Source organism: Cupriavidus necator A5-1 (genome assembly GCF_000744095.1).
GTDB lineage: Bacteria > Pseudomonadota > Gammaproteobacteria > Burkholderiales > Burkholderiaceae > Cupriavidus > Cupriavidus necator_A.
The window spans coordinates 4,515,308-4,536,597 of the sequence record NZ_JQLI01000001.1 but is presented as its reverse complement, the minus strand read 5'-3'; the positions used below and the strand labels follow the sequence as shown (position 1 = coordinate 4,536,597).

The following is a 21,290-nucleotide window of genomic DNA, read 5'->3' as shown; positions in this document are numbered from 1 at the left end:
TGAACAAGACAATACTCAGGACGGCCCGATCAGAACGCGCTCCAGTCGTCGTCGCCGCCTGCCGTGGCGGCTGCCGGGCGGGCTGCGGGCCGGGCAATTGGCGCCTGGCGGGAACTGGCGGGGCGCGCTGCGGCGGCCGCGGGAGCGGCCACCATGGCGGCCGCCGGGCTGAGCGCCGGCGCGGTGCGCGCTGCCGCGGCCGAGGTCCGGCTAGCGGCGGCAACCGGGCCGCCACCCGTGCCAGCCCCCGCACCCAGCGTGAACACCGATACCACGTTCTTCAGCTTCTGGGCCTGCTCTTCCAGCGCCCCGGCCGCCGCGGCGGCCTCTTCCACCAGCGCGGCGTTCTGCTGCGTGACCTCGTCCATCTGGTTCACCGCCTGGTTGACCTGCTCGATGCCGGTGGTCTGTTCCAGTGAAGCAGCACCGATCTCGTTCATGATGTCAGTCACGCGGCGCACCGCCTGGACGATCTCGCCCATGGTCTGGCCGGCCTCGGCCACCAGTCTGGTGCCGCTCTCCACGCGCTGGCCCGACTCGCCGATCAGCGCCTCGATCTCCTTGGCGGCCGACGCCGAGCGCTGCGCCAGGCTGCGCACCTCGCCCGCCACCACGGCAAAGCCGCGGCCCTGTTCGCCGGCGCGGGCAGCTTCCACCGCCGCGTTCAGCGCCAGGATATTGGTCTGGAAGGCAATGCCCTCGATCACGCTGATGATCTCGACCACCTTGCGCGAGGCGCCGTTGATCTCGTTCATGGTATCGACCACGCGGCCCACCACGTCGCCGCCCTTGAGCGCGATCTGCGAAGCCTCGTTGGCCAGCACGCCGGCCTGGCGCGCGTTGTCGGCGTTCTGGCGCACCACCGTGGTCAGCTCTTCCATGCTGGCGGCGGTCTGCTCCAGCGACGAGGCCTGTTCCTCGGTACGCTGCGACAGGTCCAGGTTGCCGGTGGAAATCTGCTGCGTGGCCGACGCAATCGAATCGGCGCCGGTGCGCACCTCGGCGACGATGTCCGACAGGCTCGCCTGCATCGCGGCCAGCGCGTGCATCATGCGGCCGATCTCGTTCTTCGAGATGCTGGTGATGCGCGAGGTCAGGTCGCCGCGGGCAATGCGCTCGAATACGGCGAGTGCCTCCTGCACCGGCGTGACGATGGCGCGGTTGAGCGTGAAGGTGCACAGCGCTGCCACCACCAGCCCCAGCACGATCAGCGCGACCGCGAGCACGCGGATGCGCTGGTAGCTGGCCTGCGCGGCGTCGAAATTGGCCTGGCCGGCTTCCATCTGGAACTTCTGCAGCTTCTCGTGCACGGCCGACATGCTGCGCGTAAGGTCAGGCAGCACCTTCTTGGCCAGCCGCACCGCCTCTTCCTGGTTGCCCGCCAGCGCGGCCGCCTGCAGCGGCAGCACGCCCTGCTCCATGAAGGCCTGGCGCTGCTTGCCCAGTTCGGCGGCCAGCGCTTTCTCCTGGTCGTTCTGCGACAGGCTGGTGTAGCGCTTCCAGGCCGCCTCGGAAGCTTCCACGAACACCTTGGAGCGGTCCACGTTGACCTTGGGGTCATCCTGCTCGCCCAGCATGACGTTGCGGTCCAGCGCCAGCCGCATGCGCGTGGTGGCAAGCATGGCGTCGCTCAGCGCGGCGGTCGATGCGAGCTGGTTGGAATAGGTCTCCTTGAGCGAGTTGTTGCTTTCCGAAATCCCGTGCAGGCCGACCCCCCCGACCAGCAGCAGCAGCAACGACAGCATTCCCATGGCGCCCCGTAGCAGGGTCTTGATCTGGATATTGTTTTGGAAAGACATGATGAAAGGAGACTGTGAGCAATCCGCAGGGCCGACCCCTGGCCCCGGTACGGCAGGACCGACACCCCGACGATCCGCCCTGCCCGGATAACGGCGAAGCCCTTCTCATCCTTAAGCAAACGCACCGGCCACCCGGCAAAATCCGTGGGAATTACCGCCATGTCGGTTATTCGGCACGTGGTTTTGCTGCAGTGCGGGCGGAAACGCGTTTTCTGGCGCGGTGCTGTCGATTATGGCGATTTGAATTGAGCGCGGTGCTCCGTGCCCGTCTCCGGCATGGCTCGCGCACCAGGCACCCTTTATGTGCAGGGGTTTCGTTCCCGCACCGAAGACATGGCAGCGCGACAAAAAAAGGCGACACACATTGACACCGAAAGTTCACACCAATATCGGCACCAAGATTTTTCGCAAAAACGGCGTCGGATAAGCGGAGCGGGATTTGCATGGCGCTCTCACCCCGTTATAATTGTTTTCGGCATTTCACCGACCGCATACCCATCGCAGTACCGCTGCACCACAGCAGCATCATCACCGCATTCCACCCTACCGGAAACCGAGGACGCAATGGCGACTTATCAGGAAATCGTTCAGAAAATCAGTGAACTGCAGAAGCAAGCCGAAGAAATCAAGGCGCGCGAGCAATCCGCGGTGATCGCCGATATTCGCGAGAAAATCGAGCAATATGGCCTGACCGCGGAAGACCTCGGTTTTGGCACCAAGGCGCCGGCCGGCAAGAAGGCCGTCAACCGCAAGGTGCCGGTGCGCTACCGCGACAGCGCGGGCAATACCTGGACCGGCCGTGGCAAGCGCCCGGGCTGGCTGACCCAGGCCCTGGCCCAGGGCAAAACGGTAGAAGACTTCCTGATCCGCTGAGCGCACGCTCCGGCAGATGGCAAAACGCCACGGAATTAATCCGTGGCGTTTTTGTTTGGGCGGCCGCAATCCAGGTTTCGAAGGGTGCCAGCCCCCGCCGGGGGCGCCGCAGAAACGGGTACGCCCGCCGGTTGGCGGGCGCCGGTCATCAGGCGTCGAACCCCTGCGGGTTCATCGACTGCCAGCGCCAGGAGTCCTGGCACATCCGGTCGATATCGTGCTGCGCGCGCCAGCCCAGCATCTGGTTGGCCAGCGCCGGATCGGCGTAGCACGAGGCGATATCGCCCGGGCGCCGGGCCACGATCTCATATGGCACCGGCTTGCCGCTGGCGCGCTGGTAGGCATTGACCACCTCCAGCACGCTGTAGCCGCGGCCCGTGCCCAGGTTCACGGTCATGCCTTTGCCCTGGTCGCGCAGGTAGCCCAGCGCCGCCAAGTGGCCGTCGGCCAGGTCGCACACGTGGATATAGTCGCGCACGCCGGTGCCGTCCGGCGTCGGATAGTCGCCGCCGAATACCATCAGTTTCTCGCGGCGCCCGCCGGCGACCTGCGCCACATAAGGCATCAGGTTATTCGGAATACCGCGCGGATCCTCGCCGATCAGGCCGCTTTCATGCGCGCCGACCGGATTGAAATAGCGCAAGTAGGCAATGCGCCACGACGGATCCGATTTTTCCAGGTCGCGCAGGATTTGCTCGCCCATCAGCTTGGTCTGGCCGTACGGATTGGTTGCCGACAGCGGGAATTCCTCCAGGATCGGCACCGCGTGCGGATTGCCATAAACCGTGGCCGAGGAACTGAACACCAGCTGTTTCACGCCGGCCGCGCGCATCGCCGTGCATACCGCCAGCAGTCCGTCCAGGTTGTTGCTGTAATACTCTAGCGGCTGGCTTACCGATTCGCCCACGGCCTTGAGCGCGGCAAAATGAATCACCGCGCTGATGCGGTGTTCGGCAAATAGCCGGTCCAGCAGCGCGCGGTCGCGCACGTCGCCCTGCACAAAATGCGGGGCCTGTCCGGTAATGGTGGCCAGGCGCTCGACCACCACCGGGCTGCTGTTGCACAGATTATCCAGGCCGATCACGTTGTAGCCGGCATTGAGCAGCGCGACCCAGGTATGCGAGGCGATATAGCCGGTGGCGCCGGTGAGAAGCAATGTTTCGGACATGGAAATGGGCGTGGGAGTCGATTCAGGGCCGGAAGTCGCCGGCCGGCCGGTTCAGAAAATGGCGCAGGCGCCGCTTGCCGCCACGGCGGGGGCCGGACGACGTCACATATTATCCACGATGCGCCGCGGTCGCCCGATCCGGTGGCGCACACATGCCGGCGGCAGGCAGGGCGCTAGGGTTGCGCTTCGGCAGGCGCGGACACCAGCCCGGCACGCGCCTGCCAGGCTTCATAGGCGGCGCGCAGGCGCCAGCCCGATTCCAGGTCGCGCATGCCCAGGCACTGCGCCACCTCGGCAGGCGCGGTGCCCGCCTCGAAATGCATCGCGGCGCAGGTATTGCGCAGCGTCTGCGGCGAGGCCCGTTCGCTGCGGCCCGCCAGCACGCCGGCCTCGTCCAGCAGGATCTCCACGCGCCGGTAGACCGAGGCGGCATGCATCGGCCGCCCGGCCGGCATCGCCGGAAACACCAAGCCGCCCAGCGTGCCCGAGGCCTCGCGCAGCGCCAGCCAGGCCCGCAGCGGCGCATGGGCCAGGCTAAACAGCGGCACCGTATAGGCGCGGCCGTTGTCCGCGCGGACCATGCGCAGCGCCATCCGGCCCGGCGCGCCATCGTCCACCGCATCCACCCGCAGCGCGCGGGCTTCTGCCACCTTCAGCCCGCCGCCGAGCAGCACGGCCAGCAACGCCGTGTCGCGGGCGCGCTTCCATTGGGTAGGCGAGGCCGCCCCGCGCTCGTCACCGGGCGGAGGCAGGCTGGCCGGGCCGAGGATGCGCGCGACCAGCAGGTCGCGCTCGCCGGGCAGCAGGAAGGCGGTGGGATCGTTCTCGCCATCGGCCAGGTGCGCGCGCACCGCCTGGCTGCCGGGGTTGTGCATGCCTTCGCGCAGCCGCGCCAGGTGGTGGAAGACCCGCTCGATCAGTCGCGTGTACCGGTAGCGGTGCGACTTGTGCAGCTGCTGCGCGTCCAGGAATTCGCCGATCTGCTCCGCAGACCAGCTCAGCGGCGGCAGGCCGCGCTCGGCCGACCAGCGCAGCAGCTTGCCCCACATGGCGCGGTACACCACGCTGGTGCCGTGCCGGAAGCCGTGGCGCGCCAGCCAGCCGTCGAAGGCACGCTCCGGATGCTCGCGCCAGGCGGCCAGGTCGGCATCGAACAAGGCCGCCTGTTCAGGGTGGGCGGCGCTAGGCTTAGTGGTCACTGACTCTCCTGCTCAGGGGCGGCGGGCCGGGATTGTGTTTCCGCCTATTGTAGACAACCCGTCACTGGGCGGGAGGCAGCCGACGCCGCTTTCCGCCCGCGGCTTGCACCGTTCCGCGGCGCGTGCTATTTTTCCCATCACTATGCAACTGGTTGCATAAACCCCAGACCCGTAGATCCGAAGAGACGCCGCGTACCGACGCCAGCCAAGGAGACCGCCGTGACCACCGCCAACCTGATTCCCGCCGCGCAGGCTTCGCTCGACGCCTGGCACCAGATGATTGCCACCAACTCGATGGCCGGGCTGGACGCCATCGTCGCCGATGAAGTCGTGTTCCGCTCGCCGGTCGCGCACACGCCGTATCCCGGCCGCGCCGCGATCGCGCTGGTGCTGACCACGGTGAATCAGGTGTTCCAGGACTTCCGCTACCACCGCAGCTTTGTCAGCGAGGACGGCCATAGCGTCGTGCTCGAATTCAGCGCCGCGGTGGAAGGCAAGGCGCTCAAGGGCATCGACATGATCCGCTTCGACGACGCCGGGCGCATCGTCGAATTCGAGGTCATGGTCCGGCCGCGCTCGGGCCTGGACGCGCTCGCCGCCGCCATGGGCGCGCGGCTGGGCAGCCAGAAGGACGTGCTGACCGGCGCGGCCTGAGCTGTCGCCACATCGGCCCAAACCCGCACAGATTCCCGCTCAATTTCCGTATCACCGTACTACCCAGGAGACATCTCAAATGGCCCTTCCCGCCCTGCTGCAGAACCGGCTGTCGCTGCCAGTGGTCTGCTCGCCGCTGTTCATCATTTCCAACCCCGACCTGGTGATCGCCCAGTGCAAGGCCGGCGTGGTGGGTTCGTTCCCGGCGCTGAATGCGCGTCCGGCGCCCAAGCTGGAGGAATGGCTGGACCGCATCACCACCGAGCTGGCCGAGCACGATGCCAGGCATCCGGACCGCCCGTCGGCGCCGTTCGCTGTCAACCAGATCGTGCACAAGTCCAACGACCGGCTCGAGCATGACCTGGAGCTGTGCGTGCGCTACAAGGTGCCGATCGTGATCACCTCGCTGGGTGCGCGCACCGAAGTCAATGAAGCGGTGCATTCGTACGGCGGCATCGTGCTGCACGACGTGATCAACAACACGTTCGCGCGCAAGGCCATCGAGAAAGGCGCCGACGGGCTGGTGGCCGTGGCTGCCGGCGCGGGCGGCCATGCCGGCACGCTGTCGCCGTTTGCGCTGCTGCACGAGATCCGCGAATGGTTCGACGGCCCGCTGCTGCTGTCGGGCGCGATTTCCAGCGGCGACGCCATCCTGGCCGCGCAGGCCGCGGGCGCCGACCTGGCCTATATCGGCTCGGCCTTTATTGCCACGCAGGAAGCCAATGCGCAGGACGGCTACAAGCAGATGATCGTCGACAGCAGCGCCAACGACATCGTCTACTCGAACCTGTTCACCGGCGTGCATGGCAACTACCTGCGCGGCAGCATCGAGCGCGCGGGACTGGATCCGGCCGCGCTGCCGCAATCCGATCCGTCGAAGATGAATTTCGGCTCGGCCAGCGCGAAGGCGTGGAAGGATATCTGGGGCGCCGGCCAGGGCGTGGGCGCGATCAAGCGCGTGGTGCCGGCGGCCGAACTGGTGCGCCGCTTTGCCGAAGAGTATGCGCTGGCCCGGCGCCGGCTGGGCCTGGGCGAGGCCAGCGCGGCGGGTGCGCGCGCGGTGGACGTCGCCTGAGGCGTCGCGGCATTTGCAGCAAGCGCCGGCTCATGAGCCGGCGTTTTACCTTGCCGCGGCGGATCGCCCCAGGGACTTCTCCAGCAAAGGCAGCAGTTCCTCGCCCCAGGCCACCCAGTCCTGCTCGAAGCGGATACCCCGCCGCAGCAACGCATAGCGCAACTGCTGCGCGCGATCCATGTCCGGCGCGGAAAAATCGCGCCGCTCGATCGCCAGGTAGGTCTCCAGCCGCGCCTGGTGCAGCGCAAGCAGCCGGCGCATCTCGTCGCCCAGGCCAAGCGGCCCGATCACGGCATCAGCACGCAGCTTGACCAGAATTTCCTCGCGCTGGTCCAGCCCGGCGCCGGGGGCCAGCACCCAGCGCACCAGCTCGTCGCGTCCGGCGGGCAATACCCGGTAGACCTTCTTGCGGTTCTTCCGATCGGCGGCGGGCCCGTCGCCATCCGCTGCGTCGCTCTCGTCGGCAACGATCCAGCCGCTGTCCGCCATCCGTCCCAGCTCGCGATAGATCTGCTGGTGGGTGGCATGCCAGAAATAGCCGATGGAACGGTCAAAGCGCCGCGCCAGGTCATAGCCGGACGACGGCTTCTCGATCAGGGAAATCAACAAGGCGTGCTGGGTCGACATGCAGCTTGGCAGTGGCTCGTTGGGGACGGTTTATGATTTTTGGAATGCGGATTGCGGCCGCAAGACACACGCGTCGGCGGCCCGCACTCCGCAAGACTGGCGTAATGGTATCGCACTGGCAGGCGTCTCGGCTGGCTCGCCCGATTTCGGCGGTGAAGTTGATTTTGTCAGTTTCGAAGTTTCCCGGCAGACAGAATTAAAAAACGCTGAATGGCATTTTTCCGCTACCTGCCATACATTCGATACATTGAATCCAGTGCGAGCTAAAAAAACGCCCCCGGCCGCACCATGTGCCAACCGCGGACTATGACCATGACCGGAAGACCCTTGCTTGCTGAAGACCGCGACGTCGCCTGGGAAGCCGACACCGCCCAGCGTCCGCTCGGCTTCCTGCCGCCCATGCGCGACAAGGCGCCCATTTATTACCGGCTGCCCGATACGCCGGACGGCCACCATATCAAGGAATACGCCAGCGGCCTGCGCCAGCTGGTGCGTTTTGTCGGCGTCGAGGAACAGGTCGTCAAGTACAACCTGGGATAACGCCGCGCGACCCTTTTTCCTGTGGTTGTCTCCTCCGGGCCCGATCCTGCGGGCAGGACTTGAACCCGCGAAGTTCGCGGGTTTTTTTCTTTGGGCTGAAAAGTCCGGCGGGAACCCGTGGCTATTCCAGCCGTGACCGCACCTGCCCGATCACGGCGCGCCACATCTCCCGTTGCGCGGCGAGGTAGGCCGCCGCCGCGGCGCCGCTCAGCGCCAGCGGCTCCGCACCGTCCTGCCGCAGGCGCTGGCGCAACGCGGGCCGGCCTTGCAGCAGCCGTTGCAGGCGTTCGGCCAGGCCGTCGTAGTGCGAACGCGGCATGCCCGGCGCAGCAAGCAGGCCGTACCACGCCGACTGGACCATGCCGCCGATGCCGGCCTCGGCAAATGTAGGAATTGACGGTGCCAGCGGGCTGCGCCGCTCGCCGGTCACCGCCAGCGCCCGCGCCCTGCCCTGTCGCAAGAGCGGCAACGCCGCCTGCAGCGTGCTGATCAGCATGGCGATATGGCCGCCCTGCAGGTCGGTCAGCGCGCGGGCGCTGCCGGAATACGGGATATGCGCCATGTCGGCGCCCGCCTGCCGGCACATCAGCTCGCCGACCAGGTGAGCGCTGGAATGGATGCCGAGCGAGGCAAAGGCAAGTTGCCCCGGCTGTTGCCGCGCATGTTCGAGCCACGCATGCAGCTCGGCGACGGGCGCAACACCCGCAGGTGCGGCACCACTGGTGAGCAGCACGTGCGGCGTACTGGCGATCACCGCGACCGGATGCAGGCGCTCGGCGTCGGCGGCGTGCTGCGACAGCAGCGGCGCGATGCTGACCGAGCCCACCGTACCCAGCAACAGCATGGGGCGCCCGGCCTGCGCGCGCAGCACCGCTTGCAGGGCGACCAGGCCGGCAGCACCGGGACGGTTCTCGACCAGCACGGGAAAGCCGTCGGCGGCCAGGCTGTCGGCGACAAGCCGCGCGACATGGTCGGCGCCGCCGCCGGCGCCGTAGCCGACCATCAGGTGTGGCAGGTCAGCTGCCGACGCGAGCCGCGGCAATACCAGTCCGGCGGTTGCCGCCAGCATGCCAGCCGCGGCCAGGCGCAGGCATTGCCGCCGACGCAATGGACCATGGCCGAGGGCGTTGTCGGGATCGCGACCCTGCCGCGCCGCAGCGCGCCAGGCGTCGCGCTGGATCTTGGGCTGGAGCAATCGAAGGGCCAAGGCGCAATTGGCGTTGGAACGGCCCCCGGGCACATCGCCGCGGGCGTCCGCCAGAGCGGCGGACCGCTGGATGGTAGCACCGCATTGCGGCGCTGGGCGCCCGGGCAAACCCCGCGCTGCGCGCCTCAGAGCTGAGGCGTCCGGCAGGCCGCGCCGTCCTTGTTGGCCGATTCCGGCAAGCCGAACACGGCCTTTGCCCCGCACTGCGAACCGAACATGTGCGACTGGTCATGGCCGACGCCCACCACTTCAAAGGCCTGGTGGCGAATCACTAGGCCCCGGCTGGCCAGGTAGCGCTCATAGCGCAGGTAGCCGCGCGCGCGCTGCAGCCGCGTGGGGCCTTCGGCCTCGGCGCCGCAGACTTTGTCGAGCACGCTGTGGTTGGGGTCGTTGTCTTCCGTGCCGGCCAGGTACGTTACCTGCCGTGCAGCGTAGCGCTTGTACAGCGACAGGCCATTGGCGCCCTGCGCATACGGCACGATGTCCTGCATGCCGTAGCGGTACTTGTCGTAGTCGGGGCAGACGGCCTTGTTATACGGCGCGAACGACTTGCCATCCGGGCCGGCCGGGCGCACCGGCGTGAAGTAGAGATAGGACGAGGGGTTCGCCACCACGTAGCGCAGGTCGATGCCGCGTGCGCGGATGCGCTCGTCGACATTGTTCAGCACCGCGTAGCGATGCACGATCTGCGCGCCGCCGGAGTGCCCCGCTACCGTCACCTTCGCGACCTGCGGCAGGCGCGACTTGTCGGTGACGAAGGCAACCAGGTCGTCCAGCACCTGCAGCGAACTGACCGTGAACGGCGCGTTCACCGCGTTCTCGCCGCTCATCCAGCCCTGCACCGACCATTGCGGCATGCCATCGAAGCCCTTGCGCTGGTCGGGCGTGCCGGGGAAGTTGGGCGCGACCAGCAGCACTTCTTCCGGATTGCGCCCGCTTGCCGTCAGCAGCGCGGCGCCGGCGGCGTAGTAGTCGTCGCCGTTGCGCTGCAGGCCGTGCTGCACGAAGACGACCTCGCGGATGCGCGACAGGTCGCCATCGAGCGGGTGGTTGGCATACACCGGGAAGTCATAGCCGGCACCGGCGCCAAGGTGGACCCGCTGCCAGTGCGGCTTTGCGGAAGCCGCCACTGCCGGTTTGCCGGCGGCGGGCGGCGCCTCGGGCACACCGGCGCAACCGGCCAGCGCGGCCACAGCGATAGCGGCGCAGACCAGGCGCCGGGCTGGCTGGCGTTGCACGACGAGAGCGATGGCATCAGGCATGGGATAGCGCCTCCTGTTGGAATTCTGCCGATGGTAGGCCAGTTGCAGCGCCTTGAAAAATATATACTTACTCGCATACTCATATCTATTGCATATACCAGCGTGGAACTCCGGCACCTGCGTTACTTCCTGGCCGTCGCCGAGCATGGCTCGGTCACCCGCGCCGCCGAGCAGCTCGGCATCCAGCAGCCGCCGCTGTCGCAGCAGCTCAAGGCGCTCGAGACCGAACTGGGCGTGTCCCTGTTCGAGCGCCAGCCACGCGGCGTGGCACTGACGCCGGCCGGCACCGCGCTGCGCGACGATGCCGAGGACCTGTTTGACCGCATCCACCAGATGCGCGCGCGCATGCAGCGCCTGGCGCGCGGCGACGAGGGTTCGCTGGCGATCGGCTTCACCAGTTCCGCCGCGGCGCACCGCCTCACGCCGGAAGTGCTGCGCGAGTGCCGGCGCCGCTTTCCGCGCGTGGCGCTGTCGCTGACCGAATGCAATGCCGCCGAGGCGATCGAGCGCCTGGCCGACGGCACGCTCAGCGCCGCACTGCTGCGCGCGCCCGTCCAGCATCCGGACGGCGTGCGCTTCGACCTGCTGCTGGAAGAGGACATGGTGATCGCGCTGCCGCTGGACCATCCGCTGCTGCGCAAGCGCCAGGCCGCATGCGTGGCACCGGCGGCGCCAGTGTCGCTGCGCGAGCTGGCCGGCGATCCCTTCATCCTGGTGCGCCGCCCGGGCGCGCCAGGCATGTACCACGACCTGCTGCGCGAATGCGAGGCGCTCGGCTTCACGCCGCGCGTGGGCGCGGAAGTCGAACGCATGCTGACCAACCTGAACCTGGTGGCCGCCGGGGCCGGCGTCAGCGTGGTGCCGGCATCGATGGCGAGCCTGAACCGACACGGCGTGGCCTACTGCCGCATGCAGGAGGCCGACCGGCTGCGCGCGCCACTGACGTTGGGTTATCGGGAGGATGCTGCGCAAGGCGGCGACCCCGCACTGGCCGCGCTGGTGGCACTGACCCACCGGCTGGCGGCTCGCCACCGGCGCCGGCCGGCGAAGACGCTGGCCGACGCCTGAGCCGCCGGCGCGGTCAATACATCAGGCCCAGTTCGAAACGCGTGCCCGCGGTACCGGCCAGCACGCCGCCGTTGGCCGTATAGAACCCGCTCACGCCACCGCTTGCCGCGATCACGCCCGCCACCGGCTGGTTGTAGGCGAGCGTGCCGCCGGCGCCGGCGCGCGTGATGGTGATGCCCGCCAGGTCCGCATCGGCCAGCACGCCATCCGTGCCCTGCAAGCGATAAGTGCCGTCGGCCGAACCCGCCGGCAGCGTCGCTGGTTGCGGCGTATAGACGCTCATGCCATAGGCGGTCGCCGAACGCGTCAGCACCAGCGGCACCGGCTTGCCGTTGACCATGCCGCTGATCAGCGAACCCGACAGCGTGCCGTCATTCGCGGCAATGGTGCCACCGACCATGTAGTCGAAGGCGTTGCGCGCGCCGTTCCAGCTCAGGTAGCCCTTGGTGGTCGACGTACAAGCGGCGTCATAGACGAAAAAGCCGCCGGTGGACGGGTCCTGGCAGGTCTGCCACGTGGCCGCCGACGAGCGCAGCCGTGCCACGCCGTTGCGCACCGTGGCGGTGTTGCCCGCCACCGCGTACTGGATGCCGTTGACGTTGTAGATGTCCGCGACCGCCTTGTAGTCGGACGAGACGTTCTGGAACGCCAGCAGCGGTGCAAAGCCCGTGCCCGATGCCGGTACCACGCCACCCGTCACCGCGCCGCCACCGCCGAAGGTAAAGCGCACGCCGTTCTCGTCGCTGGCATAGGTGCAGCCGCCCTGCGCCACCAGCCGCCCGGTTCGTTTCGAGCTGACTGGACGCTGCAGGCTGGCATCGATCGTCACCGTGTATTGCAGCGTGGCGGGGTCCACCGTCAGGGTCAGTTCTTCGCCCAGCGTGTTGCCACCCTTGAACGCCGTCACGACGGCGGGCAGGTTCAGGCATGCTTGCACGGTTCCGGCCCCGCCTTCGCAGGTGTAGTTGATCGCCGCATCCGCGCTGCCGCTGCCCTTGTACTTGGGCCACGACGGGTACTGGCACAGCGGGCGCGTGCGGCCATAGGTCTGCGCATTGGTATCCATCACCGTGCGCGTGGCCGGCGCCGCGCCGAGCTCGACCCAGTTCTCCAGCGCCGTCAGCGAATTCCACGCCGGCAGGAAGCTGCCGGTGCCGTGGCCCATGCCGGGCACCGTGTAAAAACGGATGCCCTGGTCCACCACCCCCTGCCCCACCGTGGCCTTCACCGCCTGGAACCACGCGATGGTGGAATTAGGGCTGATGACCTCGTCGGCCAGCCCGTGCAGCAGGATCAGCCGCCCGCCGTGCGCGAGGAAGGCCGAGATATCCGGATTGGTTGCATCGGTCAGCGCGGACACCGCATGCACGCGCGCGGCCCAGCTGCCGGGGCTGGCAGGATCGAAGCTCAGCGCGTCGAAGCCCGCATCGAGCGTGACGAAGTACTTCACCCACTGGTCGCCGGTGACGTACATGTTGGCGTCGGCGGTGGTCGCGGGATTGCCCGGCAGCGGCCGCGTGCCGAGATCGCGCGAGGTGAACGGGCCGGCCACCAGCGCGCCTTCCAGCAGGTTGTAGCCGCCCGCCACCGTCACGCCATTGGCCAGCGAAAAGCTAAGCTGTAGCGGTGCTTCGATGGTCTTGACCGTGGCGATCTGCGCATCCGACAGGCAGGTGTCGCCGGCGTCCGCGCCGCCCGCACAGCGCAGGCTGGCCAGCACCTGCTGCGCGCCGGCCCGGCAGCCTTCCACATTGCTGACGATCTTGTCGGCCACGCCGTCGAGCCGGTCGCACGCCGCCATCGCGGCATCCTGCACCAGCAGCGTCTTGTTCAGGTTGAGCCACCCCGCGCCGTTGTTCAGGTAGAGCGCGCGCCCCACCGCCACGTTGGAGAGCCGCGTGCCGGTGTAGTTGAGCGCCGGCTCGTTGGCGATCACGCCGTCGTAGTCCGCCGGCCAGCGCTGGATGTAGGTCAGCGCATCGCGCCCGCCGGTAGACGTGCCGAGGAAATACGCGCGCTGCGGTGCCTTGCCGTAGCGCGCCTGGATCAGCGCCAGCGCCACGTCATGGGTTTTCTTCAGCGTGTCGCCGCCGTAGTTGCGCAGCGCTTCATCGTTGGTGGCGAAGCGCCCGTCGGTGATGCTGCTGCTCTGGTGGCCGGAATCGTCGCCCCAGGTGGCATAGCCGCGCGCCAGCGGCGCGGGATCGTCGGGCATGGCAAAGCGCACGGTCTCGGTGCCATCGATCAGCTTGCCGTCAAAGCCGCCGCCGCCAAACTGGATGCCCTTATTGTTCCACTGCGTCGGCAGGTTCACCGCGAACAGGATCGACGGCGCTGCCGCGTCAACCGGCGCGATCGCACCGCGCACCTGGCAATACTCGCCCAGCGTATTGCCGGGCGCCGCCGCGGCGATCAGCGTGGCGCCGGTCACGGTGGCGCCGCCCGAGGCCAGCGCGAGTTGCGCGGCCGGGATGGCCATGCCGTTCAGCGCGTTGCACGCGTCCAGCGCCGACAGTGCCGGTGGATTACCACCACTACTGCCGCCGGCATCGTCGCCACCCGGTGTACCGGTGGACGCGCCGGGGTCTTGCGCCACCGGCGCGTCATCGCTCCCGCCGCAGCCCACGGCCAGCATCGCCGCGACCAGGACGGCAGCGAACAGCCGCGGCCCGGTGCGGGCGCGGCGCGAATCTTGTGTAGCCATGCTTGTCTCCTCCGTATGCATTCGCGTCGTGCCATGTGGCCGGGAATGCTGGAGCGAGACGGTATCACCGGGGTCTGCGCGCGTAAAATATATGCTTCATGGCTTATCCATATCTAAAAAATATGGACAAAAGCCATGCAAATCCTTGCAACCCGCAGCGGAAGGGATTGCAATCAGAAAACGATCCAAGCCACCCTGAGCCGGGAACGAAGGTTGCAGCGCTGCTGCAAGCCACAACCCAGCGCAAGCAAGAGGACGTTCTATGTACATGGTCTACTGGTCCGAAGCCCACGGCGCCGGGCTCAGTCCCCACGCGCAGTCATTCCCCAGCGACGCGATGCGCGAGGCGCTGCACTTTACGGAAGCGCTGCGCCAGCGCCAGCACGCGGGCGAGCCGGTGAGCTTTGTCACGCTGTGCTCGGAGAATCCCAACTCGGTGGGTCGGCCCGGCGTGGCTGACCCACCGCCGGATTATGAGTGGAGGAAAAGGCGGCCTTGAGCCCGGCCGTGAACCAGCGGTTGCGCGTCAGGCGCGCGCATCGGCGCAATCACCTCGCCCGGCGTGCGTCTGCTGCCGCCGGCGATCGCACACATCAAGGCGCGCTACCGCTCTTCCAAATCTAAGCAAGCCTACGCATCGCTAATGGCGACGTCTTTGCAGATTTGGACGCGCGGTCACCAACCCGAGCGCGCGGTAACGCGCGCATTCGCTGCCGGTACTCCGGCAGGCGCATTGAATTCACATTGGCGCCCCCTCTCGGGACTCCCGTCCATCCTTGCGGATGGAATCGCCAATCACACCGCCCGATAGTCTGAACGGGGCCCGAGCAGGGCAGATGGGAGCAGTCCACAGCGTCGCCGACTTGCGTCAGCAGCCGCCGCAGACCGTTTTGACAGGCATTCTCGTCGCGCAGGTGGCAGGTGCCGCAGCCCGGGCAATCCCACTCCCGAATTGCGGGCGCTATCCCGCCCTCGACAACGTGACCACACGCATGGCACGTTCGCGTGGTGCCGGTTTCATCCAGCACCAGCGCATGCTTTCTGGAGCGCGTCGCGACCCACGAGACAATGTCCTTGAATGCACCGTGCATCGTTCTGTTTCTTACCGCGCGGTTGTATTTGCGGCCCTTGCCGTGGTTGGTGTTCTCCGGCACGTAGTTGCCGATCCCAATCACGTCGTAGTGCCTGCAGAGCTGGTTCGCCAGCGAATACATGAAGTGCTTTTTCTGTTCTCGCACTTTGGTTTGCATTCGCTCCACAGCGTCGTCCAAACCCTTCCAGCGGCGACTGGGACGCCAATGCGTCGACACCGTGCCATCGCCGTGGACGGTATCTACCCACAGCGACTTTGCTATGCACCGGTCACGCAGACTCGTTAGCCGATCGAGAATGCGCTCCGACTCCTTCAACTTCTCAAGATTGGACAATTCGAAGGCGCGCCCCTCAGTATCCAGAGCGTAGCCAAAGTTCTTCAGGTTCGGATCGATGTAGACCACGCGCGTGCCGCGTTGCCTGGCCTTCTTCTGCCCCTTGAACGTGAACACAGCGAAATAGCGGTCGCGGCCCTCGCGGACGATCCGGCAAGTGCGAGCGCTCGCGAGCTCCTTGGGTGTCTTCTCCATCTTCAGGCGCAGCGACAGCCGCTATCTTCCGCGCTGCCGCGTGGGCTGGTGCGTTTAGTCGATGATGTTGAACTGGCTGAAGTATTCCTCGTTCAGTTCCAGGCCCAGCCCCGGCAGGTTGTCGTCGAGCTGCAGGTAGCCGTTGTCCGGCGCGGGATCGCCCTTGAAGATGTAGTAGAACAACTCGTTCCCCACCTCGACGTCGTGCACCGGGAAGTACTCCGACATCGGCGACGCGGTCGACGCCATGGTCAGGTGGTAGTTGTGCATCTGCCCGGCGTGCGGGATCACCGGCACCGACCACGCCTCGGCCATGGCGTTGATCTTCTGCGCCGCGGTGATGCCGCCGACGCGGTTGGTGTCATACTGGATCACGTCCACCGCACGGCGCTCCAGCAGGTCCTTGAAGCCATACGAGGTGAACTCGTGCTCGCCGCCGGAGATCGGGAACGGGCTTGCCTTCTTCAGTTCGACATAGCCTTCGATATCGTCGGCGATCACCGGCTCTTCCAGCCAGCGCGGGTTGAACTCGGCCAGGCGCGGCAGCATGCGGCGCGCGTATTCCAGCGTCCAGCCCATGTAGCACTCCAGCATGATGTCGACGCCGTCGCCGACCAGCTCGCGCAGCAGGCGCACCTGCTCGATGTTCTTCTGCATGCCGGCGGGGCCATCCTTGGGGCCATAGCCGAAGCGCATCTTCATCGCGGTGAAGCCCTGGTCGAGGTAGCGCTGCGCTTCGGCCAGGAAGGCGTCGCGGTCATCGTTGTTGTAGAGCTTGGAGGCGTAGCACCAGATCTTCTCCTTGGTGCGCCCGCCCAGCAGCTTGAACACCGGCTTGCCGACGGCCTTGCCCATCAGGTCCCACAGCGCGATATCCACCGCCGAGATCGCCGCCATGCCGATGCCCTTGCGGCCCCAGGCATGGGTGCGGCGGTACATCTTCTGCCACAGGTATTCGTTGTCGAAGGGGTCCTGGCCGATCACCACCGGCGCCAGGTACTGGTCGACGATCTCCTTGGCCACGCGCGGAGCCAGCGCGCAGTTGCCGATGCCGACCAGGCCGGTGTCGGTCTCGATCTCGACCACCATCCAGCCGTGGAAGCGGAACGAGCCCATGGCGTCGCCGCGCTCGAACAGGATGTCGGTGGCATTGGTGCAGAAATGCGCCTGCGGCGGCACGGTCTTGCCCTTCCATTCGAAGACGCGGGCACGGACGTTGGTGATCTTCATGTTGAGCTCCTGATGGCTATGCTTTGGCGCGAACGCTCCCCGGCCGCGCCGGGGGCGGTCATGCTGGTTTCGGTGTTGGGTAGGCCGCGCCGGTGCGAACCGGCGCGAGCGGGATCGTCAGTCTTTCGCGGCGGCGCGTCGTTGCGCACCCATGCGGCAGGCAATCTGGAAGGCCTGCTGCGTGGCGCCCGGATCGGCGCGGCCCTGCTGCGTGATGTCGAACGCGGTGCCATGCGCGGGCGTGGTGATCGGCACCGGCAGGCCGCCCTGCACCGTCACGCCCTGCGAGAAGCCCATCAGCTTGATGCCGATCTGGCCCTGGTCGTGGTACATGGTGACGATGGCGTCGAACTGCCGCTGCTCCGGCCCGCCCTGCACCTTAAGGAAGATGGTGTCGGCCGGGAATGGCCCTTCCGCGTTCACACCGCGCTCGCGGGCGGCGGCCACGGCCGGGGCGATCACGTCGATCTCCTCGCGGCCAAACGCGCCGTTGTCGCCGTTGTGCGGGTTCAGGCCGCATACGGCGATGCGCGGACGCGCCATGCCGGCGCGGCGCAGTGCCTGGTCGATCAGGTCGATGGCGGCGCCTACGCTTGGCTGCGTGATCATCGCCGGCACATCCTTGAGCGCGACGTGCGAGGTAACGCGCGAGGTCCACAGGCCGTCGAGCACGTTGAATTCGCAGAAGTTGCCGTGGTAGTCCAGTTGCTCGGCAAACCAGTGCAGCTCGTCGTTATGCGCCATGCCGGCGGCGTGCAGCGAGCTCTTGTTGAGCGGGCCGAACAGGATCGCATCGGCCTGGCCCGCCTGCGCCAGTTCCAGTGCCAGTGCCAGCGTGCCCAGGCTGTAGCGCCCGCCTTCGGCGGTGGCCACGCCGCGCTGGAACCCGGGCTTCTCCGGCAGTTGCCAGTGGTACAGGCGCGGCGCGCCTTCGGCAAACGCAGCCACATCGGTCTCCTCAAGGGAGAGTTCGACGCCGGCCACCTGCATGCCGCGCCGCCATTCGTCGCGGTCGGCGATCAGCAGGATGTCGGCCTGCTCGCAGGTGGCGGGATCGGCCAGCAGCCTGGCGATCAGTTCGGGGCCGATGCCGGCGGGGTCGCCCAGCACCATGGCAATTCGTGGACGGAGATTCATGAGCCTTCCGGGAAATAAACATTAATCGAGCTTGACGCCCAGTTCGGCAATCAGCTTGCCATAGCGCGCGTACTCGGCGCGCGAGAACGCATCGAACTGCCCCGCAGTGAGCGCGCCGGGCACGGCGCCGACATCGGCCAGGCGGCGCACCGTGTCAGGATCCTTGATGACATTGGTCAGCGCCGTGCCCAGCTTCTGCAGCGTGGCGGGCGGCGTGCCGGCCGGCGCATAGACGCCATACCAGGCGCTCATCTGGATGCCGGGCACGCCGGCTTCGGCCAGCGTGGGCACATTGGGCAGTTGCGCCGAGCGCTTGTCCGCGGTCACCGCGAGCGCGCGCAGCTTGCCGGCCTTGATATGGCTGATCACCGACGGCATGGTCTCGAAGCTCATGTCCACCTGGCCGCCCATCAGGTCGACCAGCGCGCTGCTGCTGCTCTTGTACGGCACGTGCATCAGCTTGCCATTGATCTGGCGCGCAAACGCGGCACCGGCCAGGTGCTGGGTGCTGCCGACGCCCGACGAGCTGTAGCGGAACCTGTCCGGGTTGGCCTGGATCTGCGCCACCAGCGCCTTGACGTCGCGCGCCGACACCTGGTTGTTGACCACCAGCACATTGGGCACCGTCGACACCAGCGCCACCGGCGCCAGGTCCTTGAGCGGATCGAACTGCAGCTTGAGCAGGTGCGGCGCGATCGCCTGCGAGGTCACCACGCCCATCAGCAGCGTGTTGCCGTCTGGCGCGGCCTTGGCGGTGATGTCGGCGGCGATGGTGTTGGAGGCGCCGGGGCGGTTGTCAACGACGACGGGCTGCTTCAACTGTGCTGCGAGTTTGTCGGAGACGATGCGTGCCATGACGTCAGTGCCGCCGCCGGGTGCCGCGCCCACCAGCAGCCGCACCGGCCGGGTGTCCTGCGCCCAGGCAGTGGTCGTTACTGCCGCGGCCACCGTTGCCATGCCGGCGAGTGCGCCGGCGATCCATGTCTTCATTGCTGTCTCCGATTTGCTGTCCGGCTCTTGCGGCGCGGATGGGCAGACTATAGGAGCATCAGCGATTCGCTACTACTGAGCATTTTTGAACTGGCGATCACCTGGCGTTATACCTCGGTGCTGCCTCCGTTGCCCGGCACTGACTTCAGGATAGCCACCAGTTGCCGCGCCGATGCGGACAAGGCGCCGCCGCGCCGCGTGACGATGCCGAAGGTCTCCTGCCGCGACTGCAGCCGCACCGGCAGGATGCGCAGCATTTTCTGGCGCACGAACAATGCGGCCACACCGGTTGGAAGCAGCGACACCAGCCCCGGATCCCGCTGCAGCATGGTCACCGTCACGAAGGCCGATGAGGTCGCGATCGCATTGGCGGGGAAACTGACGCCGGCCAGGTCGAGTTCGCGCTGCAGCAGCGCATGCATCGGCATATGGCCGGCATAGGTGATCCAGCGATAACCCGCCAGGTCCGCAAACCCCATCGATCGCGCGCGCGGCGCGGGATGCGAATGGCCCACCACGACCGCGACCTGCTCATCGCCGAGCGGGTGGTAGTGATACTTGGCCGGTTCGTCGCTGACCAGCGAGCGGCCGATCACCAGGTCCACGTGCCCGTCATCGAGCAGCCCGAGCAGGCGCAGGCTGGTGTCCTCGATGATCTCCAGCGACAGGTCCGGCTGTGCCTGCCGCAGTTGTTCGAGCGCCGGCACCAGCACATCCGGCACCGCGCCCATGATCACGCCGACAGCCACCCGCCCGCCGCTGCCGGCGCGGATGCCGGCCACCTCCTCGCACATCGCGCCCAGGTCGGCCACCAGCTGCCTGGCATGCCGGATCACGCAATGGCCGAAGGCATTGGGGCGCATGCCTCGCTTGGAGCGCTCGAACAACGGCGCTTCCAGCATGCCTTCGAGCTCCTGCAGTGACTTGCTCGCCGCCGACTGGGTCATCGCCATCGCCGCGGCCGCCTGGTGCAGCGACTGGTGTTCGTCCAGCGTGAGCAGCAATTGCAGCTGCTTCATGCGCAGGCGACCGGTCAGGGTGTCGAGGGTGGATTTCATGGCGGAGGTGTGATTCGCAAAAGCGATCACCAGATGGAAAGGTTTCAATATACAGCCCTCCGACGCGGCCCGTATATTGGCCCGGCGCATTCTGACCCAACACAGCGCCGCGGCCAGGCCGCCGGCACGCAAGGAGGAGACCATGACCCAATCCACGTCCCGCCCGGTATATCGCGGCGTATTCCCGGTGGCACCGACCATCTTCGACGAACAAGGCGGCCTCGACCTCGACGGCCAGCGCCGCTGCATCGATTTCATGATCGACGCCGGCTCTCACGGCATCTGCATCCTCGCCAACTTCTCCGAGCAGTTCGTACTGACCGACGACGAACGCAACGTGCTGATGAAGACGGTGCTGGAGCACGTGGACGGCCGCGTTCCGGTGATCGTCACCACCACGCATTTCAGCTCGCGCATCTGCGCCGAGCGCAGCCGCGCGGCACAGGACGCCGGCGCCGCCATGGTGATGGTGATGCCGCCGTATCACGGCGCCACCATCCGCGTGCCCGAGCGCGGCATCTACGATTTCTTCGCCACCGTCTCCGCCGCGATCGACATCCCGATCATGATCCAGGACGCGCCGGTCAGCGGCACCACGCTCTCCGCGCCGTTCCTGGCGCGCATGGCGCGCGAGCTGGCCAATGTGTCGTACTTCAAGATCGAAGTGCCGCAGGCCGCGGCCAAGCTGCGCGAGCTGATCGAGCTGGGCGGCGATGCCATCGTCGGCCCGTGGGACGGCGAAGAGGCCATCACGCTGATGGCGGACCTGGAAGCGGGCGCCACCGGCGCGATGACCGGCGCCGGCTTCCCGGACGGCATCCGCAAGATCGTCGATGCCTGGCAAGCCGGCGATGCCGAGCTGGCCGCGCAGCACTACCAGCAATGGCTGCCGCTGATCAACTACGAGAACCGGCAAGGGTGGCTCGCCACCAGCAAGGTGCTGATGAAGGAAGGCGGCGTGATTGCGTCGGACGCGGTGCGCCATCCGCTGCAGCCGATGCACCCGGCCACGCGCGAAGGGCTGCTGAAGATTGCGCGCCGGCTCGATCCGCTGGTGCTGCGCTGGGCGCGCTGAGC

20 protein-coding genes are annotated in these 21,290 nt (G+C 67.2%); 8 read left to right on the top strand and 12 right to left on the bottom strand.

The window, feature by feature from the left end:
- Positions 1-29: 29 nt before the first annotated feature.
- Complete coding sequence (locus K307_RS20170) at positions 30-1,799, bottom strand: methyl-accepting chemotaxis protein (RefSeq protein ID WP_042880752.1); 1,770 nt, start codon at positions 1,797-1,799, stop codon at positions 30-32.
- Positions 1,800-2,363: 564 nt separating this feature from the next.
- Here K307_RS20170 and K307_RS20165 point away from each other — a divergent pair.
- The gene (locus K307_RS20165) at positions 2,364-2,672 is read left to right on the top strand and encodes an H-NS family nucleoid-associated regulatory protein (protein WP_042880750.1); all 309 of its coding nucleotides are present in this window, start codon (positions 2,364-2,366) and stop codon (positions 2,670-2,672) included.
- A gap of 148 nt (positions 2,673-2,820) precedes the next feature.
- Here the strand turns inward: K307_RS20165 and galE are convergent, their stop codons facing one another.
- Together galE and K307_RS20155 are read right to left on the bottom strand one after the other, a co-directional pair.
- Positions 2,821-3,840, bottom strand: coding sequence for a UDP-glucose 4-epimerase GalE (galE, locus tag K307_RS20160; RefSeq protein ID WP_042880747.1), 1,020 nt, complete (start codon positions 3,838-3,840; stop codon positions 2,821-2,823).
- A gap of 173 nt (positions 3,841-4,013) precedes the next feature.
- Positions 4,014-5,039, bottom strand: coding sequence for a tyrosine-type recombinase/integrase (locus K307_RS20155; RefSeq protein ID WP_042880745.1), 1,026 nt, complete (start codon positions 5,037-5,039; stop codon positions 4,014-4,016).
- A 219-nt stretch (positions 5,040-5,258) separates the two neighbouring features.
- On the opposite strand from K307_RS20155, the gene K307_RS20150 reads away from it, so the two are divergent.
- Complete coding sequence (locus K307_RS20150) at positions 5,259-5,693, top strand: nuclear transport factor 2 family protein (RefSeq protein ID WP_042880744.1); 435 nt, start codon at positions 5,259-5,261, stop codon at positions 5,691-5,693.
- A 79-nt stretch (positions 5,694-5,772) separates the two neighbouring features.
- Complete coding sequence (locus K307_RS20145; RefSeq protein ID WP_042880742.1) at positions 5,773-6,768, top strand: NAD(P)H-dependent flavin oxidoreductase; 996 nt, start codon at positions 5,773-5,775, stop codon at positions 6,766-6,768.
- A 45-nt stretch (positions 6,769-6,813) separates the two neighbouring features.
- Here the strand turns inward: K307_RS20145 and K307_RS20140 are convergent, their stop codons facing one another.
- Positions 6,814-7,395 carry a PadR family transcriptional regulator gene (locus K307_RS20140; RefSeq protein WP_042880741.1) on the bottom strand — a complete coding sequence of 194 codons (582 nt, stop codon included), beginning with the start codon at positions 7,393-7,395 and terminating at the stop codon, positions 6,814-6,816.
- Here K307_RS20140 and K307_RS47890 point away from each other — a divergent pair.
- Positions 7,394-7,705 carry a hypothetical protein gene (locus tag K307_RS47890; RefSeq protein ID WP_155301179.1) on the top strand — a complete coding sequence of 104 codons (312 nt, stop codon included), beginning with the start codon at positions 7,394-7,396 and terminating at the stop codon, positions 7,703-7,705. The two genes, K307_RS20140 and K307_RS47890, sit on opposite strands and share 2 nt — an antisense overlap.
- A gap of 2 nt (positions 7,706-7,707) precedes the next feature.
- A complete protein-coding gene (locus K307_RS20135; RefSeq protein ID WP_042882365.1) occupies positions 7,708-7,935 on the top strand; it encodes a hypothetical protein in 228 nt (75 codons plus the stop codon).
- A 121-nt stretch (positions 7,936-8,056) separates the two neighbouring features.
- Here the strand turns inward: K307_RS20135 and K307_RS20130 are convergent, their stop codons facing one another.
- Positions 8,057-9,130, bottom strand: coding sequence for a tripartite tricarboxylate transporter substrate binding protein (locus K307_RS20130; protein ID WP_080745072.1), 1,074 nt, complete (start codon positions 9,128-9,130; stop codon positions 8,057-8,059).
- A 137-nt stretch (positions 9,131-9,267) separates the two neighbouring features.
- The gene (locus tag K307_RS20125) at positions 9,268-10,404 is read right to left on the bottom strand and encodes an alpha/beta fold hydrolase (protein ID WP_042880739.1); all 1,137 of its coding nucleotides are present in this window, start codon (positions 10,402-10,404) and stop codon (positions 9,268-9,270) included.
- A gap of 102 nt (positions 10,405-10,506) precedes the next feature.
- Here K307_RS20125 and K307_RS20120 point away from each other — a divergent pair, with 102 nt between their 5' ends.
- On the top strand, positions 10,507-11,472 hold the full coding sequence (locus tag K307_RS20120; RefSeq protein WP_042880737.1) for a LysR family transcriptional regulator: 966 nt from the start codon (positions 10,507-10,509) through the stop codon (positions 11,470-11,472).
- A gap of 13 nt (positions 11,473-11,485) precedes the next feature.
- Here the strand turns inward: K307_RS20120 and K307_RS20115 are convergent, their stop codons facing one another.
- Positions 11,486-14,176: a tannase/feruloyl esterase family alpha/beta hydrolase gene (locus K307_RS20115; protein WP_051974979.1), complete on the bottom strand. Its 2,691-nt coding sequence runs from the start codon at positions 14,174-14,176 to the stop codon at positions 11,486-11,488.
- Positions 14,177-14,438: 262 nt separating this feature from the next.
- Here K307_RS20115 and K307_RS20110 point away from each other — a divergent pair, with 262 nt between their 5' ends.
- Positions 14,439-14,675: a hypothetical protein gene (locus K307_RS20110; RefSeq protein WP_042880736.1), complete on the top strand. Its 237-nt coding sequence runs from the start codon at positions 14,439-14,441 to the stop codon at positions 14,673-14,675.
- Positions 14,676-14,796: 121 nt separating this feature from the next.
- Here the strand turns inward: K307_RS20110 and K307_RS20105 are convergent, their stop codons facing one another.
- From K307_RS20105 to K307_RS20085, 5 genes are all read right to left on the bottom strand, one after another.
- A complete protein-coding gene (locus tag K307_RS20105) occupies positions 14,797-15,798 on the bottom strand; it encodes an RNA-guided endonuclease InsQ/TnpB family protein (protein ID WP_051974978.1) in 1,002 nt (333 codons plus the stop codon).
- Positions 15,799-15,852: 54 nt separating this feature from the next.
- On the bottom strand, positions 15,853-17,028 hold the full coding sequence (locus K307_RS20100) for an L-rhamnonate dehydratase (RefSeq protein ID WP_042880735.1): 1,176 nt from the start codon (positions 17,026-17,028) through the stop codon (positions 15,853-15,855).
- A 117-nt stretch (positions 17,029-17,145) separates the two neighbouring features.
- Positions 17,146-18,165: a 4-hydroxythreonine-4-phosphate dehydrogenase PdxA gene (locus K307_RS20095; protein ID WP_042880734.1), complete on the bottom strand. Its 1,020-nt coding sequence runs from the start codon at positions 18,163-18,165 to the stop codon at positions 17,146-17,148.
- 21 nt (positions 18,166-18,186) lie between these two features.
- Entirely contained in the window at positions 18,187-19,155 is a 969-nt protein-coding gene (locus K307_RS20090) for a Bug family tripartite tricarboxylate transporter substrate binding protein (RefSeq protein ID WP_042880733.1), read from the bottom strand.
- Between the two features lie 107 nt (positions 19,156-19,262).
- Positions 19,263-20,213 (bottom strand): LysR substrate-binding domain-containing protein, encoded by a 951-nt coding sequence (locus K307_RS20085; protein WP_042882357.1) that lies wholly within the window; start codon positions 20,211-20,213, stop codon positions 19,263-19,265.
- A 142-nt stretch (positions 20,214-20,355) separates the two neighbouring features.
- Between K307_RS20085 and K307_RS20080 the strand changes: the two genes are divergently transcribed.
- Entirely contained in the window at positions 20,356-21,288 is a 933-nt protein-coding gene (locus K307_RS20080; RefSeq protein WP_042880731.1) for a dihydrodipicolinate synthase family protein, read from the top strand.
- The last annotated feature ends 2 nt before the right edge of the window (positions 21,289-21,290 follow it).

What these genes read in the sequence shown, in the direction of transcription:
- K307_RS20170 (WP_042880752.1), bottom strand. Translation starts at nt 1,799, where the DNA reads ATGTCTTTCCAAAACAATATCCAGATCAAGACCCTGCTACGGGGCGCC.
- K307_RS20165 (WP_042880750.1), top strand. Translation starts at nt 2,364, where the DNA reads ATGGCGACTTATCAGGAAATCGTTCAGAAAATCAGTGAACTGCAGAAG.
- galE (WP_042880747.1), bottom strand. Translation starts at nt 3,840, where the DNA reads ATGTCCGAAACATTGCTTCTCACCGGCGCCACCGGCTATATCGCCTCG.
- K307_RS20145 (WP_042880742.1), top strand. Translation starts at nt 5,773, where the DNA reads ATGGCCCTTCCCGCCCTGCTGCAGAACCGGCTGTCGCTGCCAGTGGTC.
- K307_RS47890 (WP_155301179.1), top strand. Translation starts at nt 7,394, where the DNA reads ATGCAGCTTGGCAGTGGCTCGTTGGGGACGGTTTATGATTTTTGGAAT.
- K307_RS20140 (WP_042880741.1), bottom strand. Translation starts at nt 7,395, where the DNA reads ATGTCGACCCAGCACGCCTTGTTGATTTCCCTGATCGAGAAGCCGTCG.
- K307_RS20135 (WP_042882365.1), top strand. Translation starts at nt 7,708, where the DNA reads ATGACCGGAAGACCCTTGCTTGCTGAAGACCGCGACGTCGCCTGGGAA.
- K307_RS20125 (WP_042880739.1), bottom strand. Translation starts at nt 10,404, where the DNA reads ATGCCTGATGCCATCGCTCTCGTCGTGCAACGCCAGCCAGCCCGGCGC.
- K307_RS20115 (WP_051974979.1), bottom strand. Translation starts at nt 14,176, where the DNA reads ATGGCTACACAAGATTCGCGCCGCGCCCGCACCGGGCCGCGGCTGTTC.
- K307_RS20110 (WP_042880736.1), top strand. Translation starts at nt 14,439, where the DNA reads ATGTACATGGTCTACTGGTCCGAAGCCCACGGCGCCGGGCTCAGTCCC.
- K307_RS20105 (WP_051974978.1), bottom strand. Translation starts at nt 15,798, where the DNA reads ATGGAGAAGACACCCAAGGAGCTCGCGAGCGCTCGCACTTGCCGGATC.
- K307_RS20100 (WP_042880735.1), bottom strand. Translation starts at nt 17,028, where the DNA reads ATGAAGATCACCAACGTCCGTGCCCGCGTCTTCGAATGGAAGGGCAAG.
- K307_RS20095 (WP_042880734.1), bottom strand. Translation starts at nt 18,165, where the DNA reads ATGAATCTCCGTCCACGAATTGCCATGGTGCTGGGCGACCCCGCCGGC.
- K307_RS20090 (WP_042880733.1), bottom strand. Translation starts at nt 19,155, where the DNA reads ATGAAGACATGGATCGCCGGCGCACTCGCCGGCATGGCAACGGTGGCC.
- K307_RS20085 (WP_042882357.1), bottom strand. Translation starts at nt 20,213, where the DNA reads ATGAAATCCACCCTCGACACCCTGACCGGTCGCCTGCGCATGAAGCAG.
- K307_RS20080 (WP_042880731.1), top strand. Translation starts at nt 20,356, where the DNA reads ATGACCCAATCCACGTCCCGCCCGGTATATCGCGGCGTATTCCCGGTG.